Source organism: Rhodanobacter sp. BL-MT-08, assembly GCF_054161255.1.
This window is the reverse complement of record NZ_CP167872.1, coordinates 3,883,733-3,908,685: the sequence shown is the minus strand read 5'-3', so window position 1 is coordinate 3,908,685 and position 24,953 is coordinate 3,883,733. Positions and strand designations below refer to the sequence as shown.

Below are 24,953 nucleotides of genomic sequence, written 5' to 3'. Positions count from 1 at the left end.
GCCGCCGGATCAAGTCCCGCGCGGGCGCACGTGCAGCCGGTGGCACAAAGACAAAATACGAATGCCATTGGACAACAGTAACCGCGGCAGCAACAGCCTGGCAGCTTGCCGCAGAGCCACCAATGCCCGGTTTTATTGGCTCCCAAGCGTGCCGAGCGGCGTGTGAAACTGGCGCGGTAAACTTGCCCATGTCGGGCATCCGTGGCGCCACGGCGAAGGCTGGGCCGCATGTCCACGCCGCGGACCTGATCTTGTGCACATGGGGACTTTTCAAGCGGCCCGCCCATCATGCTATGATTACTAGCTCACAGCCGGACGCACGTCGGGCTTGCACCGTAGATGACGGCTCCGCTATCATCTCGCGCCTCTGATCGACCGATGATATGTACCGCCTCACGGCGGCAGAACAGGTATTCTGAAATGAAAACGTTTAGCGCCAATGCAGACAACGTCAAGCGCGACTGGTTCGTGGTCGATGCCACGGACAAGACGCTCGGTCGCCTGTCGACCGAAATTGCACATCGCCTGCGCGGCAAGCACAAGCCGGAGTACACCCCGCATTGCGATACCGGCGATTATATCGTCGTGATCAATGCGCAGAAGGTGCACGTCACCGGCCGCAAGCTGGACGACAAGAAGTACCACCGCTACACCGGTTACATCGGCAACCTGAAGACCACCAGCCTCAAGGATCTGCTCGCTACCTACCCGGAGCGCGTGATCGAGACCGCCGTCAAGGGCATGCTGCCGAAGAATTCGCTGGGCCGCGAGATGTATCGCAAGCTCAAGGTCTACGGCGGTGCCGAGCATCCGCATACCGCACAGCAGCCGCAGGCGCTGGAACTCTAAGGAATCATCATGTCGATCCAGCAGAATTACGGCACCGGCCGCCGCAAAACCTCCGCCGCCCGCGTGTTCCTTCGCAAGGGCAATGGCCAGATCGTGGTCAACGGCAAGTCGCTCGAGCAGTTCTTCGGTCGCGAGACCTCCTGCATGATCGTGCGCCAGCCGCTCGAGCTGACCGATAACACCAGCAAGTTCGACATCCTGGTGACGGTCGCGGGCGGCGGCATCACCGGCCAGGCCGGCGCCATTCGCCTGGGCATCGCTCGCGCTCTGATCGAGTACGACGAAACCCTGAAGTCGCCGCTGCGCAAGGCCGGCTTTGTGACCCGCGACGCCCGCGAAGTCGAGCGTAAGAAGGTCGGTCTGCACAAAGCACGTCGCGCCACCCAGTTCTCCAAGCGCTAATTCCCTACCGAATTGCGTTTGTCGGTTCGATGCACCAAAGTCAGAGCGCATCGATCCAGCAGTTTTTGGGAGATCGTCTAACGGTAGGACGACAGCCTCTGACGCTGTCTATCTAGGTTCGAATCCTAGTCTCCCAGCCAAAATAAAAAACCCGCCCAAGTGGCGGGTTTTTTATTTTGGTTGGGAGGCAACGGAGGCGAACCATCGTTCGACAAAATCGTCCGGAACGATTTTGGACAGCCGCAGGCTGGCCCCGCAAAGCGGGGTTGGTCCCATGGATGGGACCAACAATCCTAGTCTCCCAGCCAACATCAAAGGGCTCGCTCATGTGGGCCTTTGATATTGGCCAGGTGTAAGGGTACCAAGGCATAGGGAGCTCGTTCAGAGGATGAGGTGATGTCCAAAAGCATGGCTTTGCTCCTGAGGTGCGTACTGAGCACGCGCTTGGCCTGGCGATGGTGGTTTGCGTTCAAGCCTTGGAACAATCCAAAGTTCATCTGATCTTGCGCGGCAACCGTAGGGTTCCCCCATCAATCCGTTGATGACCAGCACGGAAGCCTTCCATGGTGTTTGTAGGCAGAGCCTGAGAAACAGGCTTTTGGCTGCGACCATCAATTCAAGTGAGATGGAGTTTCTTCTGTGGGGCGGAACCTAAGGTATAACGGAGCCACGCCCTCGCTAGGTGTGGCGGAGAGCTGGGCGTTGCGAGCGCGCGATCCAGGGGAGCCAGGCAATCCATGGGCGATCAAAGCCAAAGGTGAGGGAATACTATGTTTTTAAACGATCAGGAAACTGCGACCGATCTTCTTCATTACGAAGCCATCGCCACGACTGTTGTTCGATTGATAAGGGATGCACCCAAGTCACCGATAACTATTGGCGTTCACGGTGATTGGGGTGCGGGAAAGTCAAGTGTTCTGAAGATGACGCAGGCCGCGTTTGCTGATGAAGATCGAGCCCTGTGCCTCTGGTTCAACGGCTGGGCGTTTGAAGGTTTCGAAGATGCCAAAGCGGTCGTCATAGAGACGATCATCGAAGATCTGAAGCGTGCGCGACCCATGTCAGAAAAGGTCAAAGCCGCAGCGAGAAAGCTTCTTAAACGAGTTGATTGGCTAAAGGCGGCAAAGAAAGCCGGCGGCCTTGCCTTTACAGTTGCTACCGGCACTCCGACTTTCGGCCAGATCGGAGACCTGATTGGCGCCGCAAGCAAGTTCTTTGGAAAGAAGGTAGATGAGTTAACACGGGAACAGCTCGGCAAGTTTGCTGAGGATACATCTGGACTGCTAAAGCCTGCAGAGGACGACAGTATACCCGCGCATATTCACGCATTCCGCAATGAGTTCGTCGAGCTGCTGAGTGCCGCGGACATTGATCAGCTCATCGTGATCGTCGATGACCTGGATCGTTGCTTACCTGAGACCGCAATTGCCACATTAGAGGCGATCCGGCTTTTCCTATTCGTTGAGCGAACCGCGTTTGTGATTGGCGCAGATGAAGCCATGATTGAATATGCCGTCCGCGAGCACTTCCCTGACTTACCTCCCTCGAGCGGTCCGGTTAGCTATGCGAGGAACTACCTCGAAAAGCTCATACAGGTGCCCTTTCGAATTCCCGCGCTTGGTCCAGCCGAGACGCGCACCTACATCACTCTTTTGCTCATTGAGGCGGAGCTAGGCTCTGAAGACGAAGGCTTTGCAAAACTACTCGTCACCGCACGCGAAGACATGCGTCGGCCTTGGTTGAGCAAAGGACTTACGCGAAAGTCATTGGTAGATGCAATAGGAGATCCGCTGCCTCAGGGCGTCGATCACGCATTGGTCCTGAGCAACCAACTTACCGACATGCTGACCGATGGAACTCGCGGCAATCCACGCCAGGTCAAACGTTTCCTAAACTCGATGAAGCTGCGCCATGCAATCGGCGAGGCTCGCGGTTTTGGCGCAGAGATTTCTGCGCCAATCTTGGCAAAGCTGATGCTCGCGGAGCGTTTCAAGCCTGATTTCTTTGAGCACATTGTCAGATTGGCAGTTGCATCGAGTGATGGGGCGCCCAATGAGCTTCGAGCATTCGAAGAGGCTACGCAGAATATTGGAACTCCTGAACCGTCGGAGCTCCCGAAAGTTGGCACGCTGTCGAGATCTGCGCCCGGGAAAAAAGACACCGCTGTCGACCGCAATGAATGGATGGATAGTGAATGGGTGCGAACATGGACGGCTCTCGATCCTTTGCTGGGCGGAGTTGATCTCCGGCCCTATATTTTTGTGACCCGCGATAAGCGGGTGGCGTTAGGCGGGACCGGTGCGTCTACTCATCTGAGCCATCTAGCCGACCAGCTCATGGGACCTGCTCTTAGCGTGAAATCGGCTGAGGAAGATCTTCGCAAGTTAACTGCCGTGGGCGCCGAGGAGTTATTCGAGGTCGTACGTATGCGCATTCTGGAGGCAGATAGCTTCGCCACGAAGCCGAAAGGGGTCGAAGGTCTTGTCGCACTCATCAAGATTCACGCTGGATTGGAGCGAAGACTGCTGGACTTCGCCAGAGAAATTCCCGTGGCCAAAGTCGGCGCATGGTTGCCGTCATGGATTGGCAATGCTTTCAAGAATCCGGAAGTGATTCGCGACTTCCAAGATCTTATGGGTGTCTGGGCCGGGCAGAATGAGAACCAAAAACTGCGGGCGGCTGCTGCGGGCTCGGCTCAGGTTAAGGAGAATAAGTAGATGGGAACGTCGAAGGGATACGGGGGTCCGGCAAACGGATTGGTGCCAACTTGGATAGATGATGTCACCCCGGGCGCAGGGGCAGCACCGGCGAGCCCAGAAAATGACGGTCAAGGAACGGAAGGCCAGATCCCACACACTGATGGGCCACAAACACCATCGCCGGCGGCGTCTCCTGCACCCCAATCCTTAGGTGGCGCCCGTGGCAACTTCACACGGTTTGTCAGGAATGGTGATCGCGCAGCGCTTCGTCGCGCGGTGTCCCAGTATGTACGACAAGGTGCTGGAGGCGCGCAAGGCGCTGCCCGGAGAATGGGAACGTCACGCGCCGTTGGCTCCCAGCTATTAGGAGTTTTCCGAGACGTTCAGAGGGATGGTGCGACCGCAGTATTGCAGCGACTAAATTTAGGCGCTCTTGTAGGCCGCCCCGCGGCCGAGGTCTTCATTGCGCTAACGGAAGTTATCTGTCCGCCTGGCGGACGCGTTGATGAGGCGATTGCCAGGCAGGCCATGCTAGAGACAATTGGTGATCTTGCCGAAACCGGGGTGGGCGACTTCGGCGCCATGTCGGCGGACGAGATGAATGAGTTTTTCATCGGATTCGTTATCCACACGATCGAAGGTCGTGTGATGGCTGATCTCGGTCAGCGTGCGATCGAGCTGCCGACCAGTGTTGCCGACGTTGAAAGTATCCAAGAACAGCTCCACGATTTCGTTGATGGCAACGTCAGGGGGCATCTTGGGCATCTTGTCGAGGGCTTGCCGGGTATTTCGGATGGAGAAATAGGGAAGGTGGTCGATCGTATTTATGAAGCGTCCTTTGAGCTTGTGTCAGCAACTGCCGGAGACGTGAAATGACCAGGCATACTCTGTTACTCCGCATCGGCGCCGATGACGATGGCGCTTCGGGACAAAGACTCTCGGATGCTCATGCCACTGAGCTGGCGTATGCCAGTTTCGAGGAGCTTGATCATCAGCTTGGAAACACGGTTGGGCAACTGCACGCAATGGGCTTGCAGCCTTCAGACCGTGCGTTGGATCTCGCTATTCTGGCCGCTGCCATCACGGCGGCAGACACACGCATCGCGAGGTCGACGGATGCTCAGGACGCATGGACCAGGGAGATTGAGCTTTGCGTTCCTGTAGCCGATCCAGAGCTTTGGAAGAGCCTCTCCGTGCTGCTTGAACGAACACTCAACTTTCTAACAGGGGATCTTTGGACGCTGACATTTCGAGGTCGATCTGCCTCGGTTGAACAACTCATTCCACCGATCACCGGAGATATTACGGAAAAGCCAAACGCGGTGTGCCTGTTTTCAGGTGGTCTGGATAGTTTTATTGGCGCGGTCGACCTCATGTCGGCGGGCGAGAATATCCTTTTAGTCAGCCACTATTGGGACGGCGTTACGAGTAAACATCAGAGCCTGTGTTTGGACGCGCTTCAACTGCGCTACGCGAAGTTGCCGTTCCACTCCATTCGGTCGCGAGTTGGCTTTGCCACAGGCACAGTTGAAGGTTCTTCCAGTGAGGACACACTTCGCGGAAGATCGTTTCTGTTCTTCTCTCTTGCCGCTCTCGCTGCCGACGCGATTGGAGATGACATCACGATACACGTGCCGGAGAACGGCCTGATTTCATTAAACGTCCCGCTTGATCCACTCCGGCTTGGTGCACTAAGCACTCGCACAACCCATCCCTATTACATGGCGCGATTTAATGAGATCTTGCGCGCGCTTGGCCTGACGGCCAGTTTGGAAAATCGCTACCGGCATCGGACAAAGGGTCAGATGGTCTCTGAGTGTGCGGATCAAGACTTTCTGCGGAAAAATGCGAAACACACGATGTCATGCTCATCACCTGCCAAGATGCGTTTTTCGCCAGTAAAAGATCGTCGCCAAGCGAAGAACTGTGGCCACTGTGTTCCGTGCTTGATTCGCCGCGCAGCCCTTTTTTATGGCTTTGGTCAAGACGAAACCGACTACCAACTGGAAAATCTTAGTGCGCGGACACTCAATAGTGAAAACGCTGAAGGTTCGCATGTCCGCTCCTTCCAGTTCGCGATTTCTCGTCTCATGACGCGCCCCCATCGCGCGAAATTCGATGTACACAAGCCTGGTCCCCTCACAGATTTCCCTGGCGACTGGGCTGCCTACGAACAAGTTTATAGGGACGGGCTGTTGGAGGTCAGACAGCTTCTTGCGGGCGTCAAATCGAAGCCAACCAGTGCGTGACGCGATCACAATGCCTCGATGGGTAGACTTCCACTGTCACCTCGACCTCTATCCGGATCACCGGGAGCTTATTCAGCAGTGCGAGGCGTGGAAGATAGCGACATTAGCAATTACGACGACGCCCAAGGCCTTCGAGCGCAATGTTGAGCTGGCAATGGGCTCTCCTCGCGTTATGGTCGCACTTGGACTCCATCCGCAACTTGTTGCGCAACGTGCCGACGAGCTTCCGTTGTTCGAGAGGTTGCTGCTGAACACGTCCTTCGTTGGCGAAGTTGGGCTTGATGCAGGGTCAAAGTTCTACGCCAGCTTCGACAGCCAGCAACGCGTTTTTGAACGTATTTTGCGTGCGTGCGATGAGCACGGGGGTAAGATTCTGAGCATACACAGTGTCCGCGCTGTCTCTAAGGTGCTCAAACATCTAGAACTCAGCTTGCGAACGGGTAGCTGCATTCCGGTCATGCACTGGTTTACGGGCACTAAAGGGGAAGCGAAGCGAGCCGCTGCGTTGGGTTGTTACTTTTCTATCAACTCCGAAATGATTCGGACGCCGAAAATGCATTCGTTGCTCTCCGCCTTACCTATTGATCGGATACTCACTGAAACTGATGGACCTTTCGTCCAGGTGAACGGGCGGGCCACGAGACCAACAGATATTCCCGAGACAGTAAAAGGATTAGCGCAGTTGAGAAATCTAAGTGATCAAGAAATGACTAGTCAGGTGGCGCAGAACCTCGTCGAACTTCTCGCAATGAAGAATTCGGTACATCCAACGCAGTTCAGCCTAATTTAATTGCTCGATTCCGCCTAATCCACCAGTGGTCTCGGTCTTTCCCCTTCTGCCTATTGCTTGAGCAGAACGACAGTATCAAAGTCGAGCCCTACGCCGGTTCAATCGTCGTTCGAACGGATGGCCAAACACCATGGAAGTTAGTATCAATTAGGGGAATGACTACTAGCGGACTACGCGCGCGGTTTGAATCTCGGCCCCTCAGTAGATCGTGTTGAGCGATGTGTGATCGAACCGGCTCACCTCCCCACCAGCCCCCGCGCCAACCCCCGCAAATGCGCATCCGTCGTCCCCCCGCGCAACTCAAACGCTGTCAGCCTCTTGAAGTAATGACTGACATCGAGCTCGTCCGTCATGCCCATGCCGCCATGAATCTGCACGGCCTGCTGCCCGACGAAGCGGGCGGCCTGGCCGATGGAAACCTTGGCGGCCGATAGCGCGGCACGTCGCACGTTGGCGTCGGCGTCGGTGCAGCGCGAGGTGGCGAGGTAGGACATCGAGCGCGCCTGCTCGGCGTACATCAGCATGTCGGCCATCCGGTGCTGCAGGGCCTGGAAGCTGCCGATGGGTACGCCGAACTGGTTGCGCGAGCGGCTGTAGTCGATGGTGGCGGCGAGGATGCGGTCGAGTGCGCCGACGGCTTCGGCACAGAGTGCGGCGAGGCCGAAATCGATGGCGAGCTGCAGGCCGGTCGTGGCATTGCCGCCGAGCCGCGTGTCGGCACCGGCAGAAACATTCTTGAGTTCGAGATGGGCCGCGCGCTGATCGTCGACCGTGCGGCAGCCGTGGCGTGTGATGCCCTGCGTGTCGGCAGGCAGCGCAAATAGCGCAACTTCGTCGCCGCCCTCGATGCGTGCGGAGACCAGCAGCAGGTCGGCGATATCGGCATGGTACACGGCCGGCTTGTGTCCGCTCAGCGTCCAGCCGTTGCCGTCCGGTGTGGCTTCGACGCCGAGGCCTTTGCCCGCATCGTCATGCGCGAGCACGGCGATGGTTTCGCCGCCGGCGAGCGCGGGCAGCCAGCGCTCGCGCTGCTGCGCACTGGCGAGCTGCACGATGGCCTGGGTGGCGACGATGGCGCTGGCGTGGAACGGTTCGAGCAGCAGGCCTTCGCCGACCGCGTTGGAGACCAGCATCGCGCCGATCGCGCCGGCACCGATGCCGCCGTCGTCCTCGGGAATGGTCAGCGCCAGCAGGCCCAGATCGGCCAGCTGCGACCAGGTATCGCGCGACCAGCCGTCGGCGCCTTCGCGAATCTTCATGCGGTGCGCGAAGGTGTAGTCCTTCGCGATCAGGCGGCGGGTGGTTTCCAGCAGCATCTGCTGCTCGTCGTTGAATGAAAAATCCATGCTGGTTATCCCCGTAGCCTGAGAATCATCTGGGCGATGATGTTGCGCTGGATCTCGTTGGATCCGCCGTAGATCGAGAGCTTGCGCAGGTTGAGGTAGTCGGCCATCGCGCGCGGCACGTCGTCGCTGTCGCCGTGACCGTCGAAGGCCAATGCGTCAGCGCCGAGCACGTCGACCTGCAGCTCGGCGATGCGCTGGCGAATTTCGGTGCCGCGAATTTTCAACATCGAGGCCTGCGGGCCGGGCGTCTTTTTCTGCTCGGCGTCGAAGATCACGCGCAGATTGGTGATTTCCAGTGCGGTGAGATCGATCTCCACCTGGGCGATGCGCGCGGCGATCATCGCATCATCGAGCAGCGGTTTGCCGTCGAGCTGGCGCGCGGCGGCCATCTCCTTGAGCCGCTTTAGCTCGCGCTTGGATCCGCCGATGCCGGCGATATTGGTGCGCTCGTGGCCGAGCAGAAACTTGGCGTAGGTCCAGCCGTCGTTCTCTTCGCCGATGCGGTTGGCGACGGGCACGCGCACGTTGTCGAACCAGATCTCGTTGACCTCGTGCGTGCCGTCGAGCAGCCGGGTCGGCTGCACTTTCACGCCGGGCGACTTCATGTCGATCAGCAGAAACGAAATGCCCTGCTGCGCCTTGGCGCCGGCATCGGTGCGCACCAGGCAAAAGATCCAGTCGGCGTACTGGCCCAGCGTGTTCCACACTTTCTGGCCGTTGACGACGTATTCCTCGCCGTCGCGCACGGCGCGGGTCTTCAGCGACGCCAGGTCGGAGCCGGAGCCGGGCTCGGAATAGCCCTGACACCACCAGTCTTCGCCGGACAGAATGCGCGGCAGAAAGCGCGCCTGCTGCTCGGCGTTGCCGTAGCGCATCATCACCGGCGCGACCATTTTCAGCCCGAACGGCAGCTGGATCGGCGCATCGGCCAGCGCGCATTCGGTTTCGAAAATGTATTGCTGGGTGGTGCTCCAGCCGGTGCCACCGAAGGCTTTCGGCCACGCCGGCGCGCCCCAGCCATGCTGGTGCAGAATCGACTGCCAGCGCGGAATGTCCTGCGCAATCTGGCTGTCGTCGCCGCGGCCGATGCGCGTGCTGATCTCGCTCGGCAGATGCGCTTTCAGAAACGCGCGCACCTCGTCGCGAAAGGCGTTTTCTTCAGCGTTGAAATCGAGGTCCATGAAGGCTCCGTGGAAACGGTGTTGGATCGTGTTGAAAAAGGCGCGTCAGAACCAGCTGTCGCGCATGTCCAGCGTGCTGCGATCGAGGGAGGCAAGCAGGTCGAATTGCACGCTGACCTTGGGCAGCTCCCACGCGAAAAAATATTGCGCGGCCTGCCGCTTGCCGTGGTGGAAATCGCTGTCCTTGCCGTGCGCGGCCGCGGCCTGCTGCAGCCAGATCCAGGCGATCACGATATGGCCGAAGGCTTCCAGATACACGCTGGCATTGGCCAGCGTCAGCAGCGGATCGCCGGCGGACCACAGCGTGCGTGTGACCTGCTGCAGCCGCTGGAGCTGGGCGTGCAGGGCGTCGGCGTGCGGCGCCAATCCGTCGAGTTTTCGCGCCGCGTCGATCGTGGCTGTGACGCGGACGCTGAATTGCGTCAGCGCGGCGCCATCGTTCATCGTGACCTTGCGTCCGAGCAGGTCCAGCGCCTGGATGCCGTGGGTGCCTTCGTGGATCGGGTTGAGGCGGTTGTCGCGATAGAACTGTTCGACCTTGTACTCGCGCGTGTAGCCGTAGCCGCCGTGGATCTGGATGGCCAGATCGTTGCCCGCCAGGCACCACTGCGACGGCCAGCTCTTGGCGATCGGCGTGAGCAGTTCAAGCAGCTGCTCCAGCGCGGCGCGTTCGCCTTGGTCGGCGGTGACGCGCGCCTGATCGACCAGCAGCGCGCAATACAGGTTCAGGCCGAGCGCGCCTTCGGCATACGATTTCTGCGCCAGCAGCATGCGGCGCACGTCGGCGTGTTCGATGATCGGCTGCTGCTTGCTGCTGCGCGAGCCGAGCGTGCGGCCCTGCGGACGATGCCGCGCGTAGTCGAGCGAATGCAGATACGCGGTGTAGCCCAGCGCGGTGGCGCCCAGGCCGATGCCGATGCGCGCCTCGTTCATCATGTGGAACATGCAGGCCAGGCCGCCGTGCAGCGGGCCCACCAGATAACCGACCGCGCCGGCCTTGCCGCCCGGTTTATACGCGGTGCCTTCGCCGAAATTCAGCAGCGTGTTGACGATGCCGCGATAGCCCATCTTGTGGTTGATGCCGGCCAGGCGCACGTCGTTGCGCTCGCCGAGCGAACCGTCCTCGTTGACCAGATATTTGGGCACCAGCAGCAGCGAAAGCCCTTTGACGCCGGCAATGCTCTGGCCGTCGGTATCGACCGTGCGCGCCAGCACCAGATGCACGATATTGCCGCCGAGCTCGTGGTCGCCGCCGGAGATCCACATCTTGTTGCCGCTGACGCGATACTGCGGGCCGAACGGCGATTCGCCCTCGTACTGCGCGCGCGTGGCGACGTCGGCCAGCGACGAGCCGGCCTGCGGCTCGGATAGGCACATGGTGCCGAACCATTCGCCGCGCAGCTGCGGCTCGGCGAACGCGGCGATCTGCGCCGAGTTGCCGTGATGCAGCAGCAGGCGGGCGTTAGCCAGCGAGAGCAGCGGATACGCGGTGGTCGAGATATTGGCCGCGCACAGATACGACCAGGCGGCCTTCTCGATCACGGTCGGCAGCTGCATGCCGCCGCGCTCGTAGTCCTGCGTGGCCGCGGGCAGACCCGCTTCGGCAAACGCCTGCAGCGCCGGGCCGATCTCGTCGATCACGGTGACGCGCTCGCCGTCGAACTGCGGCTCGATGCGGTCGGCCTTCTGATAGTGCGGCGCAAACTTTTCATTGGCCAGACGTTCGCAGGCGTCGAGCACGGCGTCGTAGGTTTCGCGGCCGTGATCGGCGTAGCGGCTCGCCTTTGTCAGCGTACCGACGTCGAGCCATTCGTACAGCTGGAACTCCAGATCGCGCCGCGACATCAGCAGCTCGTTGCTCACGCTGGCAGCACCTCGAACAGGCCGGCCGCGCCCTGGCCGCCGCCGATGCACATGGTGGCGACCACGTATTTCGCGCCGCGACGGCGGCCTTCGATCAGCGCGTGGCCGACCAGTCGCGCGCCGCTGACGCCGTACGGATGGCCGACCGCGATGGCGCCGCCGTTGACGTTGAGCTTTTCCGGATCGATGCCGAGCTTGTCCATGCAGTACAGCACCTGCACGGCGAAGGCTTCGTTGAGCTCCCACAGATCGATGTCGTCGACGGTAAGGCCGGCGCGCTTGAGCAGCTTGGGCACGGCGAACACCGGGCCGATGCCCATTTCGTCGGGCTCGCAGCCGGCTACCGCAAAGCCGCGGAAAATGCCCAGCGGCTTCATCCCGTGCTTGGCCGCGTAATCCGCGTCGGCAACCACCGCGGCCGATGCGCCATCGGAGAACTGGCTGGCGTTGCCGGCGGAAATCACGCCGCCGGGAATCGCCGGTCGAATCGTCGATACGCCTTCATACGTGGTGTCTGGACGAATGCCTTCGTCGGCGAGCAGGGTGACCTCGCGCGTGAACAGCCGGCCGGTGGCCTTGTCGGCCACACCGGCCAATACGGTGATCGGCACGATCTCGTCGTTGAAGCGTCCGGCGGCCTGCGAGGCGGCGGCGCGCTGCTGGCTCTGCGCGCCGTAGCGATCCTGGCGCTCGCGCGAGATGTCGTAGCGCCTGGCTACGGTCTCGGCAGTGCGCAGCATCGGCCAGTAGATTTCCGGCTTGTTTTCGCGCAGCCAGCCTTCGGTAAACATGTGCGTGTTGGCGACGTTCTGCACGCAGGAAATGCTTTCCACACCGCCGGCCACAAACACGTCGCCTTCGCCGGCCATGACGCGCTGCGCGGCCATCGCGATGGACTGCAGGCCGGACGAGCAGAAGCGGTTGATGGTGGCACCGGGCACGCTCACCGGCAGGCCGGCACGCAGCGCGATCTGCCGCGCGATATTGCCGCCGTCGGCGCCTTCGGGGTACGCGCAGCCGATCAGCACATCTTCGATGGCGCCGGGCTCCACGTCGGCGCGTTCGACCGCGTGCGCGACCACGTGGCCACCCATGGTCGCACCGTGGGTCATGTTGAGTGCGCCCTTCCAGCTTTTGGCCAGCGCGGTGCGTGCGGTGGAAACGATCAGTGCTTCTTTCATGCGGGCTTCGCCGACGTGTTGAAGGACTGGCCGGCGTCGGCCAGTTGCTGGAGGAGCGGCGCGGGCTTCCACGCGTCGCCCTGATAGCCTTTGGCGTAGCGGTTCATCGCCGCCACGACATTTTTCAGGCCGACGGTATCGGCATAAAACATCGGGCCGCCGCGCCACACCGGAAAGCCGTAGCCGGCCAGGTACACGACGTCGATGTCCGACGCCTTGGCGGCGATGCCTTCTTCGAGAATGTGCGCGCCCTCGTTGACCAGCGAATAGATCAGCCGCTCGACGATTTCCTTGTCCTCGATCTTGCGCCGCGTGACGCCGATGTCGGCCGAGTGCTTGACGATCAGCGCGTCGACCTCGGCCGACGGATGCGCGGTGCGGTCACCGGCCTTGTAGTCGTACCAGCCGGCGCCGGTTTTCTGGCCGAAGCGGCCGAGCTCGCACAGCAGGTCGGCGGTTTTTGAATAGGTCATGTCCGGCTTTTCCTGATAGCGCCGCTTGCGGATCGCCCAGCCGATGTCGTTGCCGGCCAGATCGCCCATGCGGAACGGGCCCATCGCGAAACCGATTTTTTCGATCGCCTTGTCGACCTGCTGCGGCGTCGCGCCTTCGTCCAGCAGAAACCCGGCCTGGCGGCTGTACTGCTCGATCATGCGGTTGCCGATAAAGCCGTCGCAGACGCCCGAGACCACGGCGGTCTTTTTGATTTTTTTGGCCAGCGCCATCACCGTGGCCAGCACGTCTTTGGCGGTGTCCTTGCCGCGTACGACCTCGAGCAGTTTCATCACATTGGCGGGGCTGAAGAAGTGCGTGCCCAGCACGTCCTGCGGCCGTGAGGTGAAGTGGGCGATGCGGTCGACGTCGAGGGTGGAGGTATTGCTGGCGAGAATCGCGCCGGGCTTGGCCACCTTGTCGAGCTGCTCGAACACCGCCTTCTTGGCGTCGTACTCCTCGAACACCGCCTCGATGATCATGTCGGCCTCGCCGAGGTCGGCATACTGCAGCGTCGGCGTCAGCAGGCCCATGCGCTGCTCCACCTGCTCGGCGGTCATGCGGCCCTTCTTGGCGCTGTTGTCGTAATTCTTACGGATGGTGGCCAGACCGCGGTCGAGGAACTCCTGCTTTACCTCAAGAATGGTCACCGGGATGCCGGCATTGAGGAAATTCATCGCGATGCCGCCGCCCATGGTGCCGGCACCGATGATGCCGACGCGCTTGATCTCGCGCGGCTTCACGTCGCTGCCGACGTCGGCGATCTTGCTGGCGGCGCGCTCGGCGAAAAACGCGTGGCGCAGCGCCTTGGATTCGGTGGTTTCCATCAGCGCCATAAAGCCCGCGCGCTCAACCTTCATGCCCTCGTCGAACGGCTTGAGCACCGCCGCCTCGATCGCTTCGAGGCAGCGCAGCGGCGCGGGGTAGGGGCCGGACGCCGCGGCAATGGCGGTGCGCGAGAAGCCGAGGAACCCCTCGGCGTTGGGGTGATCGATTTCCCAGTCGCGCACGTGCGGCAGCGGCTTGCCCGCGGCCACCACTTCGTGCGCCAGCGCGATGGCGGCGTCCTGCGCGTCGCCGTCGGTGATGCGATCGAACAGGCGCGTGTCGGCCAGCTTCTTCGCCGGCACCGGCGTACCGGACACGATCATGTTGAGCGCGTTCTCCAGACCCGCCGCCCGCGGCAGCCGCTGCGTGCCGCCCGCGCCCGGCAGCAGGCCGATTTTCACTTCCGGCAAGCCGACCAGCGCATCGGCCGAGGCCACGCGGTAGTTCAAGCCCAGCGACAGCTCCAGGCCGCCGCCCAGCGCCGTGCCGTTGATCGCGACGATGACCGGCTTGGGGCTGGCCTCGTAGGCGTCGATCACGCTGTGCAGCGACGGCTCCATCATCATCTGCGGCGTGTTGAACTCGCGGATGTCGGCGCCGCCGGAAAAATAGCTGGGGCCGCCGGTGAGGACGATGGCCTTGACCGCCTCATTCTCCAGCGCCGCGTTGAGCGCATCGATCAGGCCGCGGCGAATGGTCAGGCCGAGGCCGTTGACCGGCGGGTTGCTGAAGGTGATGACCGCGACGGAGTCGTGGATCGCTGTGGTGACTGACATACGGGAATTCCTGAGCTGTCGACGATGGGGTGAAGTCGCCCGCGCGCCGGAAAAAGATCGACACGCGTGTGGAGTGGCGGCGGGTGCAGAGCGAGGCGAATCGCGGTGCCGCACTTTCTGCGGAACAAGTCGCCTCAAGTTCTGCTATATGGAACACTATTTTTGCGATGCGAACCGATGCTATCGGCGCACGAAAACGAACGCAAGCGCGTCACGGAATCTTAATTTGTCGCGCCGCAGCAGGAATTTCCTTCACTTTCCGAGTCTTGCGCTGGCACGCCGGCGAGGCCTACGCTACGGCTCGCTTCGACTATTCAAGTTTCATCAGACGAAAGTAAATTTTGCAGCCGTCAGTTCCAGCGCGCCATGAAGCGATGGAACCGGGTCCGGCCGGATGGAGCTTTCGTGGAGTTATGGATGGGTAATCCCAAACGTAAAATCGACGCGTTTCGCTCGGTCGATGCCAGCCATCCGCAGTTCGTCAGCGCGGTGTCGCGGGCGTTCGCGATCCTGCGCTGCTTCGAGCGCGGAGAGCGCTACCTCGGCAATCGGGACATCGCCCAGCGCACCGGCCTGCCCAAGCCGACTGTGTCGCGGCTGACATTCACTCTTTCGGCGCTGGGCTATCTCAGCTATTCGGCGCGTGAGGAAAAATACGCGCTCGGCACCGGTGTGCTGGCGCTGGGTCACGCCTTCGTCAAGGGCAGCGACGTGCTGAGCGTGGCGCGCCCGCTGCTGCGCGAGCTGGCCGACTACACCCAGTCGGCGGTGATGCTGGGCGCCGCGGACGGCCTGCGCATGCTGGTGCTCGAGGTGTGTCAGGGCGACCGCACGTTCGAAATGAAACTGGAAACCGGCTCGCACGTGCCGCACGGAACCACGGCGCTGGGCCGCGCCGATCTCGCCGCGCGACCGCCCGAAGTGTTCGAGAAAAAACTGCTGGAGCTGGAGCGCGAATGCGACCCGGCGGCGTGGCCGACGATTCGCGCCGGGCTGGTGCGCGCCCGCCATGATGTCGAAAACTTCGGCTTCTGCTTTTCGCTGGGCGACTGGAACCCCGACGTGTTCGCCATCGGCGTGCCGATGGTGTCGGCCGATCGCACGCGCGTGCTGGCGTTCAACTGCAGCGGCCGGCTGTCCACGATGACGCGCGAAAAACTCATCCACGATTTCGGACCGCGCCTGCTGGCGCTGCGCAATACCGTTTACGAAGCGACCGAAGGGCACTTCTGATCACAACCCTTCTGATCACAGCCTGCTGCTGTACTGGAGATTCGCCGCTATGAATTTCAGTTCCTGGCCACCCGGTTTGCCACACGACCTCGTCGTGCCGCAGACGTCCCTCTACTTCAATCTCGAGGTCGCTGCCGCGCGCTACCCCGAGCGACCGGCGATCATCTACTACGACAGCGTCATCAGCTACCGCGAGCTCAAGCGGCAGGTCGATGCGCTGGCAGGTTTTCTGCAGCAGCGTTGTGAAGTAGCCAAGGGCGATCGGGTGGCGCTGTACGCGCAGAACAGCCCGCAGTTCGTCATTGCGTACTACGCGACTCTGCGCGCCGACGCGGTGGTGGTGCCGATCAACCCGATGAACCTGCACGACGAACTGAAGCACATCGTCAAGGACAGCGGCTCGACGGTGATCGTGTTCGACCAGGCGCTGGCAGCCAATGTCACGCCGCTGATTACCGGTGGCATCGTGCAGCATGCGATTGCGGCGACGTATTCCGATTACCTCACCACGCCGACCGATCTGCCGGTGCCCGACGCCGTGTCGGCACCGCGCGCGGCGATCGATGGCGCGCTGGCATGGAACGATGCGCTGGCCGCACAGCTCGTGCCTTCCCCGCATACCGCGGGCGCGAGCGACTACGCCGTGATTCCCTACACCTCGGGCACCACGGGCGAGCCGAAGGGCTGCACGCATACGCACGCCAGCGTGATGCATACGGCTGTTGGTGCGCCCGAATGGATACGCATGGCGAAGGACGGCATCGCCCTGGCCTGTCTGCCGATGTTCCATGTGACCGGCATGCAGAACGGCATGAATTCGCCGATCTGGCTCGGCGGGACGATGGTGATCATGACGCGCTGGGACAAGCGCTGCGCCGCGCAGCTGATCGCGCGCTACAAGGTCACCTCGTGGACGGCGATCCCGACGATGCTGATGGATTTTCTCAACCAGCCGGATCTGCGCGGCGAGGAGCTGGCCTCGCTGTCGGTGCTCTCGGGCGGCGGCGCGGCCATGCCCAAGGCGGTCGCCGAGCGGATCGAATCGCTGTGGGGCATTCCGTATATCGAAGGCTACGGCATGTCCGAAACCATGGCGCCCACGCACATCAACCCGCCGCAGGCACCGAAGGCGCAGTGTCTCGGCCTGCCGATCTGCAACACGCGCGCGATCATCGTCGATCCGGTAACGCTGGAGCGCGTGCCGCTGGGCGACGCGGGAGAAGTCATCGTCAACGGTCCGCAGCTGCTGACCGGCTACTGGAACAATCCTGCGGCCACGGCGGCCGCCTTTGTCGAAGTGGATGGCGTGCGCTACCTGCGCACGGGCGATCTGGCCTATGAGGACGAGCAGGGCTACTTTTTCATGGTCGACCGGGTCAAGCGCATGATCAATGCGTCGGGCTACAAGGTCTGGCCGGCCGAAGTAGAGGCGCTGCTGTACGGCCATCCGGCGGTGCAGGAAGCCTGCGTGATCGGCTATCACGACGCGCATCGCGGCGAGAGCGTCAAGGCGCTGGTGGTGCCGCGTTCCGGCGTGCAGGCCGACGCCGAGCACATCATCGCCTGGGCGCGCGAACACATGGCCGCGTACAAGGTGCCGCACGCGGTGGAATTCGTCGATAACCTGCCCAAGACCGCCACCGGCAAAGTGCAGTGGCGTGCGCTGCAGGAGCAGGAAAACGCTCGTGCGCACGCAGCGGCCCATTGATGCGTTGCCACTACACTGAAGTTTTCGAATAGCCGTCTGGACGTCCGATGAGCCAACGTGATAATTACCGCCATTTTCTTCCGCTGCCCACGCGCTGGAAGGACAACGACATCTACGGCCACGTCAATAACGTCGAGTACTACAGTTATTTCGACACGGTCATCAACACGTATCTGATACTCGAAGGCGGGCTGGATATCCACGCTGGTGGCGTGATCGGCGTGTGCGCCGAATCGCACTGCAAGTTTCTTGGCGAGCTGGCGTTTCCGGAGACCATCGACGCCGGCCTGCGCGTCGAGCATCTGGGCAACGCCAGCGTACGCTACGGCATCGGCCTGTTCCGTCCCGGCAGCGACACGCCGGCGGCGGAAGGCTGGTTCGTGCACGTGTTCGTCGATCGCGCCCATCGGCGTCCTACGCCGCTGCCGGCACCCATGCGCGCCGCGTTGGAAAAGCTGAGGACGACGCCATGAAGGTGCGCGCTGCGGTGCTGCGCGAAATGGGTTTGCCCGCGCCTTACGCGCAATCGAAGCCGCTGGCCATCGAGACCATCGAACTGGCGCCGCCGGGTGCCGGTGAATTGCTGGTGCGGGTGCTGGCGGCCGGACTGTGTCACTCCGATCTGTCGGTCATCGACGGCTCGCGCCCGCGGCCGATGCCGATGGTGCTGGGACACGAGGCGACCGGCGAAATCGTCGAGCTGGGTGCCGGCGTCGACGGTTTCGCGGTGGGTGACCGCGTGGTGTTTTCGTTCGTGCCGATGTGCGGCCACTGCGAGCCCTGTGCGGCCGGTCGGCCGGCGCTGTGCGAACCGGGCGCGCAGGCGAATGCGGGAGGCCGCCTGCTCGGCGGCGGCATGCGCTGGCACGACGCGGACGATGCGCCGCTGCAGCACCATCTAGGCGTATCGGGCTTTGCCGAGTACACCGTCACGTCCGCGCATTCGGCCGTGCGTATCGACCGCGACCTACCGCCTGAGATCGCTGCCCTGTTCGGCTGCGCGGTGATGACCGGCGTGGGCGCGGTGATCAACACGGCGCGCGTGGCGCCCGGTGAAAGTGTGGCGATCTTTGGCCTCGGCGGCGTGGGTCTCGCGGCCCTGCTCGGTGCGCGGGCGGCGTCCGCGTACCCGCTGATAGCGGTAGACACCGTGCCCGAAAAGCTCGCGCTGGCGCGCGAACTGGGTGCGGATCTGACGATCGACGCAAGCCGCGACGATGCGGTGGCGGCCATCCGCGAGCACACGCGCGGCGGCGCCATGCACGTGATCGAATCGGTCGGCAACGAAAAGGTGCTGGCCCAGGCGTACGCCGCGACCCGGCGCGGCGGCAGCACCGTCACGGTCGGCCTGCCCGGGCCGCAGCAGATGCTGAGTATTCCCGCGGTCAGCCTTACCGCCGAAGAGCGCACGATCAAGGGTTCCTACATGGGCTCGGCCGTGCCCAGTCGCGACATTCCGCGCTATGTAGCGCTGTATCGCCACGGGCGACTGCCGGTCGATCGGCTGCTGTCGCATCGGCTGAAGCTCGACGAGATCAACGTCGGGTTTGACCGGCTCAAGCGCGGTGAAGCGATACGTCAGGTCGTGCTGTTTGACTGAGTGACGTACCGCTCAGGCGGCAGCGATAAACAGCCCGACCACGCAGCCCATGGCGGCGAACCAGACCAGGCTGCGCAGTGCCGCCAGGTTGGCGATGTAGAGCACGCCGTAGATCAGCCGCAGCGCGACCCAGGCGATGGAAAGCACATCGATAGTATGCTGCGAGGCATGCGCATACTGGGCGACCACCACGGCGGCGGCGAACGCGGGAAACGCCTCGAAGCTGTTGAGCTGCGCCGCGTTGGCGCGACTCGCCGGTCCCTTGAGGGTCGCCAGAAAGTCGCGCGGATGCTGGTTGGCGCGCAGGTCGTAGCGCCCCATCGACTTGGCCACGCCGGTCCACAAAAACGGCATCAGCAGGCCAACCAGCACGCACCAAAGCCCTATCGTCATGACGCTACCTCCCCCGTGTGTTTAACAACGCAGACGCCGATTGATCCGTTGAGATCAGCCCCTGGATGACCCCATCACCCGCTTCAGATTTCCCGATCGCCGACCAGCACGACGTCGGCGGGACGGTGTGCGAACAGGCCGACGGTGACGACGCCGGCGAGCTGGTTAAGATCGCTTTCCATCGCGCCGGGATCGGTGAGCTGCCAGCCGTGCACGTCGATGATCCAGTTGCCGTTGTCGGTGATCACGCCGTCGCGCCACACCGGCTGGCCGCCGCGTTTGACGATCTCGCGGCCGATCAGGCTGCGCGCCATCGGAATCACTTCGATCGGCACCGGATACTTGCCGAGCAGCTCGACCTGTTTGCTGGAGTCGATAATGCAGACGAATTTCTTCGATGCTGCGGCGACAATCTTCTCGCGCGTCAGCGCCGCGCCGCCGCCCTTGATCAGGCGCCGGTGCGTGTCGCACTCGTCCGCGCCGTCGATATAGATGTGCAGCGGGCCGGCGCTGTTGAGGTCGAGCACCGGGATGCCGACCTTTTTCAGATGTGCGGTGGACTGCTCCGAGCTCGACACCGCGCCCTGGATGCGGTCCTTCAGGTCGGCCAGCGCATCGATGAAAAACGCCACGGTGGAGCCGGTGCCGACGCCGACGATCGCGCCGTCCTCGACAAAGCGGATGGCGGCTTCGCCGGCCTGGCGTTTTTCGTTGGCGTTGCTGGTGCTCATGCGTCGATTCCCCGGGGTTCGTTCAAGCGGATGGATTTGGCCGTCCAAACGGTAACGTCTGGCGGTGGATCGTTAGACGGGCTGCATGTTATTCCAGGGCCAGAATCGTACGCCACTCGGACGCGCTGACCGGCATGACCGAAAGCCGATTGCCCTTGCGCACCAGCGCCATGTCGGACAGCGCCTCGACGCCTTTGAGCTCGTCCAGGCTGATCGTGCGGCTGAGTTTTTTGACGAACTTCACCTCGACCAGCATCCAGCGCGGTTCTTCGGGCTTGCTGGCAGGGTCGAAATAATCGCTTTTCGGGTCGAACTGGCTGGGGTCGGGATAAGCATCGGTCGCCACCTCGGCCAGGCCGACGATGCCGGGCACGGCGCAGTTGGAGTGGTAGAAAAACACCTTGTCGCCGGGGCGCATGCCGTCGCGCATGAAGTTGCGCGCCTGATAGTTGCGCACGCCGTCCCACGGCTCCTGGCCTTTGCGCTTCAGATCGTCGATGGAAAATGTGTCCGGCTCGGACTTCATCAGCCAGTGCTTGAGTTTCGCGGTCATGCGTTCGGTCCGTTGTCGTCGGCGGCGTGGCAGTCGATCAGCTCGCGCTCGGTGGCGATGAAATCCAGCGGCACATCCCAGTCGGCTTCCTCGAGCTGCGGCAGTTCCTGGAAAGCGTAGGCGATGCCGACCAGCAGCGGCTCGGTCGGGCGCACCTGCTCGTTGAGAAAGGCGAAGCTGCGGTCGTAATAGCCGCCGCCGTAGCCGAGCCGCTGGCCGCGGCGATCGAAGCCGAGCAGCGGCACCAGCACCAGATCGATCTGGAACGGCTCGAAAAGTTCGGCGCGATCAACCGGCTCGGGAATGCCGTAGCGGTTCGGCTGCACGTCTTCGCCGGACTGCCACGGCGCGAACTTCAGCGTTTGCCCCTTGCTGATCACCGGCAGCAGAAACTGCTGGCCGCGCTGGGCCAATGGTGGAATGACCAGATTCAGCGGCAGCTCGCCCTGGGTCGCCCAATAGCCGGCGACCCGCGCATCGGTGAGGTATTCGGGCAGTTGCTCAAGGCTGCGGCGCAGTCCCTGCGCGGCGGCGATACGTTCGGCGGGGGTAAGCGCCTTGCGGCGTTCGGCCAGACTCTGGCGAAGCTCGCGGCGTTGGGCGGTGGCGTCCACGTGTCGCGCGTCTCCCGTCGAAAGCGCGCTTGGTTGGCGTCGCTGCGTGTTGCGGGTTGCCGCTGCTTTGCCAAAACATGGTGAGCAGGCGACAGCCGAAAAGAGGTGGCGTTACCGCGATGCCGCTGCCCACCAAACGACCTTGATCCAAAATGGATCAGGTGGGAGAGCTACATGGTCTACAGGCTTTCCGCACGAAGCGGACATGCGCAACAACCGATGTGAAGCCGACCCGGGGCCGTAATTAGGAACAAGGCAAATGTAAGAGTGTGCTGGCGCACATCGCAGAAAACGCCGAAGCCGATTTTATGCCCTTGCCGTCGAATGCGCTACCGGGCTCGGACTGGTCGGGTTCATGAAACCGCGCGGCATCGGGTCACGTGGCCGGGTTGTCGCGAGTGCGTGATGGCGCGTTCGCAGCGCCTTGGGCGCGCGTTGAATCAGCGCTTCAGGGCGTCGTTTTCCAGCGCCGCGTCCAGCTTGCTGCGCAGGGCGGCAAGGCCGTCGCTGAGCCGCCGTTCCTGACCATCGTGCTGCTTGCGTAAAAGCAGAAACTCGTGCGTCACGCTGATGGCCGTGAGCACGGCCAGACGCTCAAAGCTGGGTGCCTTGGCGTTGGCGCGCAGCTCGCGCATCTTGCGATCGAGAAAGCTGGCTGCCTCGATCAGGCCCTCGCGCTCTTCCGGCTCGCAGGCAATCAGAAACTCGCGGTCGATCAGCCGCAGGGCGACCGGTTCAGTGCTCATATGCTGTCCTTATTCCCCGTGCGCCAAACGCCGCATGCCCGAACGCATGCGCTCAACCGTTGCTTTCCAGCGACTTCAGCCGCTGGATCATCGCTTCGACCCGCCCGCGCGCCTGCTCGTTGCGCGCCAGCAAGCCGGCGCGCTCGCCGGACAGCTGCTCCTGGCTATGCCGCAGGCTGCGGTTTTCCTCGTTCAATCGGCGCACCGTTTCCAGCAGCCGATCCAGCTGCTGGCTCAGCGCGGCCAGCTCCTCGCGAACGGGATCGGAACGAACGGGGTCGGGTGTGCTCATGGTCGAAACTATAGCAGGAGGCTTGGCGGGAATTGGCGTGCCGTTACCCGCCCGCACGGAATCCGTCGGGCAACGCCGGCTGCATTAAACTGCTCGTCATTCTTTAGACGGAGCAGGGCCATGGCGGACAACGAGCCGGTGGGTTACGACGAACTCGATACGCTGGCCATCAGCCTGCACCTGGGCACCGAGGCCAGCGAACTGCACGGTTCGCTGTGCGGCTATCTGGCCGGCGGCGGTCTGCTGGGCAAGGTGGCGCTGCTGTCGGCGCTGCAGCTCGATGGCGAGGCCACGCACCCTTCCGCCGACGATCAGGCGCTGCTGGACAAGCTGGCCAGGCAGTGCGAAACCGAACTGGCCGACCCCGAGCTCGGCTTCGAGCCGCTGCTGCCGGCGGACGATCGTCCGCTGACCGAGCGCGCCGAAGCGATGGTGGACTGGTGCCGCGGTTTTCTCGGCGGTTTCGGTCTGGCCGGCACCAGCGCGCACGCGCAGCTTTCGGAGGAGGCGCAGGAAGTCTTGCGCGACCTCGGCACCATCGCCGCGTCGTCGTTCGACTTCGGCAATGAAGACGAGGACGAGGACGCGCTGATCGAAGTGCAGGAGTTCGTGCGCATCGGCGCGATGCTGCTGCACACCGAATGCACAGCGCACGGCAAATCGGCCAGCGGCACCCTGCATTGAAGCGAGCGGCACCCAAACTCTCCGCCATCGGATCAGCCGGTTTCGGTGCCGGCGGCGTCAGCCTGGCCTCGCTGGCGATTACGCCCGAAGAGTTCGCCAGCCGCCGCCGCCAGCTGATGCAGATGGCCGGCGACGATGCGGTAATGCTGGTCGCCGCCGCGCCCGAGCGCATGCGCAACGCGGATGCGGCTTGGCCGTATCGGCAGGATTCCGATTTTCACTATCTGGCCGGCTTTCCCGAGCCGGAGGCGGTGCTGGCGCTGCTGCCCGGTCGCCAGCACGGCGAGGCGGTGCTGTTCTGCCGCGAGCGCGACGCGGTGCACGAGCGCTGGCACGGCGAGTCGATCGGCACGGATCGCGCGGTCGCCGAATTCGGCATGGACGACGCGTTTCCGATCGAGGACATCGACGACATCCTGCCAGGCATGATCGAAGGGCGCGCGAGGGTGTATTGCCATTTCGGCAGCGAGCCCGAATTCGATGCACGCCTGCTCGGCTGGATGCGCCGGCTGCGCCAGCTGCGCGGCGGTGGCGTGGTGCCGAAGGAGTTCGTGGCACTCGGTCATCTGCTGCACGATCTGCGGCTGTACAAATCGCGCGCCGAGCTGAAGCTGATGCGTGCGTCGGCCTCGATTGCCGTGGATGCGCATCTGGCCGCGCTGCACGTCGCCGTGCCCGGCCGGCGCGAATACGAAGTGGAAGCCAAACTGCTCAGCGTGATGCGCAGCCGCGGCGCGGTTTCGGCGTTCGCGCCGACCGTCGCCGGCGGCGCCAACGCCTGCGTGATGCACTACCAGAGCAATCGCGCGGCGCTGCGCGAGGGCGAATTGCTGTTGATCGACGCGGGCGCCGAGCTCGACTGCTACGCGTCGGATATCAGCCGCACGTTTCCGGTTAGCGGCCGCTACAGCCGCGAGCAGCGCGCGCTGTACGAAGTGGTGCTGGCCGCGCAGCTGGCGGCGATCGACGAAGTGCGGCCCGGCCATCCGTTCAACGCGCCGCATGCCGCCGCGGTGCGCGTGCTGGCCGAAGGCCTGTGCGAACTGGGTTTGCTCAAGGGCAGCGCGGATGCCGCGATTGCCGACGAAAGCTACAAGCGCTTCTTTCCCGCCAAGACCGGCCACTGGCTGGGCATGGACGTGCACGACGTCGGTGACTATCGGGTCGGCGGCGAGTCGCGCGTGCTGGAGCCCGACATGGTGCTGACGGTCGAACCCGGCCTTTACATTCCGCCGGACGATCGTTCGGTGGCCGAGCGCTGGCGCGGCATCGGCATCCGCATCGAGGACGATGTGGCAGTCACCCGTGACGGCCACGAAGTGCTGACCGAGCGCATGCCGAAAGAGGCCGAGGCGATCGAGGCGCTGCTGGCGGCGCGTTGAGTGTGGACTGGCAATTCTTTATCGCTGACGCCGCCCGCATTACCTCGTTGCGAAGGGCGACTGCGGCGGGACAACAGTGGGCGCCGCCAAGGCGGGCGTAAGCTGGCGCGACGTCGAGCGGACGGCAACGGCCGGATGGGGATGGGGCGCGAACAGCAGCCAGCCGAGCACCACCAGAAAGGCGATCTTGGCCAACGCCACGACGGCCACCTCGACCACCACCCGACGCAGCGGTCGCTTGGCGTGCACGTGGCGGTAATGGCGATAACTGGATGGCGAACGGTCGATGCGATGATGCTCCATGCATTGGCTCTTAAGATTGCGCTCGACGTAGCCGCATGGTCGATAAAATTGTGCCGGA

General features: G+C 62.8%; 25 protein-coding genes, 1 tRNA gene and 1 other RNA gene. 14 read left to right on the top strand and 13 right to left on the bottom strand.

The window, feature by feature from the left end:
- Window positions 1-420: 420 nt before the first annotated feature.
- The 8 genes from rplM (at window position 421) to qatD (ending at window position 6,989) form a co-directional block, all read left to right on the top strand.
- Window positions 421-849, top strand: a complete 429-nt coding sequence (gene rplM, locus ACDK93_RS17435; protein WP_458070285.1) for a 50S ribosomal protein L13 — start codon at window positions 421-423, stop codon at window positions 847-849.
- Between the two features lie 9 nt (window positions 850-858).
- Window positions 859-1,251, top strand: a complete 393-nt coding sequence (gene rpsI / locus ACDK93_RS17430) for a 30S ribosomal protein S9 (protein WP_179482528.1) — start codon at window positions 859-861, stop codon at window positions 1,249-1,251.
- Window positions 1,252-1,317: 66 nt separating this feature from the next.
- A tRNA-Gln gene (locus tag ACDK93_RS17425) sits at window positions 1,318-1,391 on the top strand.
- Window positions 1,392-2,021: 630 nt separating this feature from the next.
- The gene (gene qatA, locus ACDK93_RS17420; RefSeq protein ID WP_458070284.1) at window positions 2,022-3,968 is read left to right on the top strand and encodes a Qat anti-phage system ATPase QatA; all 1,947 of its coding nucleotides are present in this window, start codon (window positions 2,022-2,024) and stop codon (window positions 3,966-3,968) included.
- Window positions 3,969-4,170: 202 nt separating this feature from the next.
- Window positions 4,171-4,317 carry a hypothetical protein gene (locus ACDK93_RS17415; RefSeq protein ID WP_458072539.1) on the top strand — a complete coding sequence of 49 codons (147 nt, stop codon included), beginning with the start codon at window positions 4,171-4,173 and terminating at the stop codon, window positions 4,315-4,317.
- Complete coding sequence (gene qatB, locus ACDK93_RS17410; protein ID WP_458070283.1) at window positions 4,281-4,826, top strand: Qat anti-phage system associated protein QatB; 546 nt, start codon at window positions 4,281-4,283, stop codon at window positions 4,824-4,826. Before ACDK93_RS17415 ends, qatB begins: the two co-directional genes overlap by 37 nt.
- Complete coding sequence (gene qatC, locus ACDK93_RS17405) at window positions 4,823-6,199, top strand: Qat anti-phage system QueC-like protein QatC (protein WP_458070282.1); 1,377 nt, start codon at window positions 4,823-4,825, stop codon at window positions 6,197-6,199. The genes qatB and qatC overlap by 4 nt, the downstream gene beginning before the upstream one ends.
- A complete protein-coding gene (gene qatD / locus ACDK93_RS17400; protein WP_458070281.1) occupies window positions 6,192-6,989 on the top strand; it encodes a Qat anti-phage system TatD family nuclease QatD in 798 nt (265 codons plus the stop codon). The genes qatC and qatD overlap by 8 nt, the downstream gene beginning before the upstream one ends.
- A gap of 236 nt (window positions 6,990-7,225) precedes the next feature.
- On the opposite strand, the gene ACDK93_RS17395 is transcribed toward qatD, so the two are convergent.
- The 5 genes from ACDK93_RS17395 to ACDK93_RS17375 are packed head-to-tail and all read right to left on the bottom strand — an operon-like array spanning window position 7,226 to window position 14,656.
- A complete protein-coding gene (locus tag ACDK93_RS17395; RefSeq protein ID WP_458070280.1) occupies window positions 7,226-8,335 on the bottom strand; it encodes an acyl-CoA dehydrogenase family protein in 1,110 nt (369 codons plus the stop codon).
- Between the two features lie 5 nt (window positions 8,336-8,340).
- On the bottom strand, window positions 8,341-9,516 hold the full coding sequence (locus ACDK93_RS17390; RefSeq protein WP_458070279.1) for an acyl-CoA dehydrogenase family protein: 1,176 nt from the start codon (window positions 9,514-9,516) through the stop codon (window positions 8,341-8,343).
- A gap of 45 nt (window positions 9,517-9,561) precedes the next feature.
- The gene (locus ACDK93_RS17385) at window positions 9,562-11,379 is read right to left on the bottom strand and encodes an acyl-CoA dehydrogenase (protein WP_458070278.1); all 1,818 of its coding nucleotides are present in this window, start codon (window positions 11,377-11,379) and stop codon (window positions 9,562-9,564) included.
- A complete protein-coding gene (locus ACDK93_RS17380; protein ID WP_458070277.1) occupies window positions 11,376-12,560 on the bottom strand; it encodes an acetyl-CoA C-acyltransferase in 1,185 nt (394 codons plus the stop codon). Before ACDK93_RS17380 ends, ACDK93_RS17385 begins: the two co-directional genes overlap by 4 nt.
- The gene (locus ACDK93_RS17375; protein WP_458070276.1) at window positions 12,557-14,656 is read right to left on the bottom strand and encodes a 3-hydroxyacyl-CoA dehydrogenase NAD-binding domain-containing protein; all 2,100 of its coding nucleotides are present in this window, start codon (window positions 14,654-14,656) and stop codon (window positions 12,557-12,559) included. Before ACDK93_RS17375 ends, ACDK93_RS17380 begins: the two co-directional genes overlap by 4 nt.
- A 417-nt stretch (window positions 14,657-15,073) precedes the next feature.
- On the opposite strand from ACDK93_RS17375, the gene ACDK93_RS17370 reads away from it, so the two are divergent.
- From ACDK93_RS17370 to ACDK93_RS17355, 4 genes are read left to right on the top strand one after another with little or no spacing between them, the layout of a single operon-like run.
- Window positions 15,074-15,889, top strand: a complete 816-nt coding sequence (locus ACDK93_RS17370; protein WP_458070275.1) for an IclR family transcriptional regulator — start codon at window positions 15,074-15,076, stop codon at window positions 15,887-15,889.
- 49 nt (window positions 15,890-15,938) lie between these two features.
- Entirely contained in the window at window positions 15,939-17,597 is a 1,659-nt protein-coding gene (locus ACDK93_RS17365) for a long-chain-fatty-acid--CoA ligase (RefSeq protein WP_458070274.1), read from the top strand.
- A 47-nt stretch (window positions 17,598-17,644) separates the two neighbouring features.
- Window positions 17,645-18,070 carry an acyl-CoA thioesterase gene (locus ACDK93_RS17360; protein ID WP_458070273.1) on the top strand — a complete coding sequence of 142 codons (426 nt, stop codon included), beginning with the start codon at window positions 17,645-17,647 and terminating at the stop codon, window positions 18,068-18,070.
- On the top strand, window positions 18,067-19,197 hold the full coding sequence (locus ACDK93_RS17355) for a zinc-dependent alcohol dehydrogenase family protein (protein ID WP_458070272.1): 1,131 nt from the start codon (window positions 18,067-18,069) through the stop codon (window positions 19,195-19,197). Before ACDK93_RS17360 ends, ACDK93_RS17355 begins: the two co-directional genes overlap by 4 nt.
- A gap of 12 nt (window positions 19,198-19,209) precedes the next feature.
- Here the strand turns inward: ACDK93_RS17355 and ACDK93_RS17350 are convergent, their stop codons facing one another.
- From ACDK93_RS17350 to ACDK93_RS17320, 7 genes are all read right to left on the bottom strand, one after another.
- Window positions 19,210-19,590: an MAPEG family protein gene (locus ACDK93_RS17350; protein ID WP_458070271.1), complete on the bottom strand. Its 381-nt coding sequence runs from the start codon at window positions 19,588-19,590 to the stop codon at window positions 19,210-19,212.
- A gap of 83 nt (window positions 19,591-19,673) precedes the next feature.
- Complete coding sequence (gene rpiA / locus ACDK93_RS17345; RefSeq protein ID WP_458070270.1) at window positions 19,674-20,321, bottom strand: ribose-5-phosphate isomerase RpiA; 648 nt, start codon at window positions 20,319-20,321, stop codon at window positions 19,674-19,676.
- 88 nt (window positions 20,322-20,409) lie between these two features.
- Entirely contained in the window at window positions 20,410-20,874 is a 465-nt protein-coding gene (locus ACDK93_RS17340) for an EVE domain-containing protein (protein ID WP_458070269.1), read from the bottom strand.
- Window positions 20,871-21,488: a 5-formyltetrahydrofolate cyclo-ligase gene (locus tag ACDK93_RS17335; protein WP_458070268.1), complete on the bottom strand. Its 618-nt coding sequence runs from the start codon at window positions 21,486-21,488 to the stop codon at window positions 20,871-20,873. The genes ACDK93_RS17340 and ACDK93_RS17335 overlap by 4 nt, the downstream gene beginning before the upstream one ends.
- Before the next feature lie 107 nt (window positions 21,489-21,595).
- Window positions 21,596-21,782, bottom strand: a non-coding RNA gene (gene ssrS / locus ACDK93_RS17330) — 6S RNA.
- 146 nt (window positions 21,783-21,928) lie between these two features.
- Entirely contained in the window at window positions 21,929-22,234 is a 306-nt protein-coding gene (locus ACDK93_RS17325) for a cell division protein ZapA (protein ID WP_458070267.1), read from the bottom strand.
- 52 nt (window positions 22,235-22,286) lie between these two features.
- Window positions 22,287-22,526: a TIGR02449 family protein gene (locus tag ACDK93_RS17320; RefSeq protein WP_179482592.1), complete on the bottom strand. Its 240-nt coding sequence runs from the start codon at window positions 22,524-22,526 to the stop codon at window positions 22,287-22,289.
- Window positions 22,527-22,646: 120 nt separating this feature from the next.
- Here ACDK93_RS17320 and ACDK93_RS17315 point away from each other — a divergent pair, with 120 nt between their 5' ends.
- Window positions 22,647-23,210, top strand: coding sequence for a UPF0149 family protein (locus tag ACDK93_RS17315; RefSeq protein WP_458070266.1), 564 nt, complete (start codon window positions 22,647-22,649; stop codon window positions 23,208-23,210).
- Window positions 23,168-24,592, top strand: a complete 1,425-nt coding sequence (locus ACDK93_RS17310; RefSeq protein WP_458070265.1) for an aminopeptidase P N-terminal domain-containing protein — start codon at window positions 23,168-23,170, stop codon at window positions 24,590-24,592. Before ACDK93_RS17315 ends, ACDK93_RS17310 begins: the two co-directional genes overlap by 43 nt.
- Window positions 24,593-24,631: 39 nt before the next feature.
- On the opposite strand, the gene ACDK93_RS17305 is transcribed toward ACDK93_RS17310, so the two are convergent.
- Complete coding sequence (locus ACDK93_RS17305) at window positions 24,632-24,895, bottom strand: hypothetical protein (RefSeq protein WP_458070264.1); 264 nt, start codon at window positions 24,893-24,895, stop codon at window positions 24,632-24,634.
- Between the last annotated feature and the right edge of the window lie 58 nt (window positions 24,896-24,953).

What these genes read in the sequence shown, in the direction of transcription:
- rplM (WP_458070285.1), top strand. Translation starts at nt 421, where the DNA reads ATGAAAACGTTTAGCGCCAATGCAGACAACGTCAAGCGCGACTGGTTC.
- rpsI (WP_179482528.1), top strand. Translation starts at nt 859, where the DNA reads ATGTCGATCCAGCAGAATTACGGCACCGGCCGCCGCAAAACCTCCGCC.
- qatA (WP_458070284.1), top strand. Translation starts at nt 2,022, where the DNA reads ATGTTTTTAAACGATCAGGAAACTGCGACCGATCTTCTTCATTACGAA.
- qatB (WP_458070283.1), top strand. Translation starts at nt 4,281, where the DNA reads ATGGGAACGTCACGCGCCGTTGGCTCCCAGCTATTAGGAGTTTTCCGA.
- qatC (WP_458070282.1), top strand. Translation starts at nt 4,823, where the DNA reads ATGACCAGGCATACTCTGTTACTCCGCATCGGCGCCGATGACGATGGC.
- ACDK93_RS17395 (WP_458070280.1), bottom strand. Translation starts at nt 8,335, where the DNA reads ATGGATTTTTCATTCAACGACGAGCAGCAGATGCTGCTGGAAACCACC.
- ACDK93_RS17390 (WP_458070279.1), bottom strand. Translation starts at nt 9,516, where the DNA reads ATGGACCTCGATTTCAACGCTGAAGAAAACGCCTTTCGCGACGAGGTG.
- ACDK93_RS17380 (WP_458070277.1), bottom strand. Translation starts at nt 12,560, where the DNA reads ATGAAAGAAGCACTGATCGTTTCCACCGCACGCACCGCGCTGGCCAAA.
- ACDK93_RS17375 (WP_458070276.1), bottom strand. Translation starts at nt 14,656, where the DNA reads ATGTCAGTCACCACAGCGATCCACGACTCCGTCGCGGTCATCACCTTC.
- ACDK93_RS17370 (WP_458070275.1), top strand. Translation starts at nt 15,074, where the DNA reads ATGGGTAATCCCAAACGTAAAATCGACGCGTTTCGCTCGGTCGATGCC.
- ACDK93_RS17365 (WP_458070274.1), top strand. Translation starts at nt 15,939, where the DNA reads ATGAATTTCAGTTCCTGGCCACCCGGTTTGCCACACGACCTCGTCGTG.
- ACDK93_RS17360 (WP_458070273.1), top strand. Translation starts at nt 17,645, where the DNA reads ATGAGCCAACGTGATAATTACCGCCATTTTCTTCCGCTGCCCACGCGC.
- ACDK93_RS17355 (WP_458070272.1), top strand. Translation starts at nt 18,067, where the DNA reads ATGAAGGTGCGCGCTGCGGTGCTGCGCGAAATGGGTTTGCCCGCGCCT.
- ACDK93_RS17350 (WP_458070271.1), bottom strand. Translation starts at nt 19,590, where the DNA reads ATGACGATAGGGCTTTGGTGCGTGCTGGTTGGCCTGCTGATGCCGTTT.
- rpiA (WP_458070270.1), bottom strand. Translation starts at nt 20,321, where the DNA reads ATGAGCACCAGCAACGCCAACGAAAAACGCCAGGCCGGCGAAGCCGCC.
- ACDK93_RS17340 (WP_458070269.1), bottom strand. Translation starts at nt 20,874, where the DNA reads ATGACCGCGAAACTCAAGCACTGGCTGATGAAGTCCGAGCCGGACACA.
- ACDK93_RS17325 (WP_458070267.1), bottom strand. Translation starts at nt 22,234, where the DNA reads ATGAGCACTGAACCGGTCGCCCTGCGGCTGATCGACCGCGAGTTTCTG.
- ACDK93_RS17320 (WP_179482592.1), bottom strand. Translation starts at nt 22,526, where the DNA reads ATGAGCACACCCGACCCCGTTCGTTCCGATCCCGTTCGCGAGGAGCTG.
- ACDK93_RS17315 (WP_458070266.1), top strand. Translation starts at nt 22,647, where the DNA reads ATGGCGGACAACGAGCCGGTGGGTTACGACGAACTCGATACGCTGGCC.
- ACDK93_RS17310 (WP_458070265.1), top strand. Translation starts at nt 23,168, where the DNA reads ATGCACAGCGCACGGCAAATCGGCCAGCGGCACCCTGCATTGAAGCGA.
- ACDK93_RS17305 (WP_458070264.1), bottom strand. Translation starts at nt 24,895, where the DNA reads ATGGAGCATCATCGCATCGACCGTTCGCCATCCAGTTATCGCCATTAC.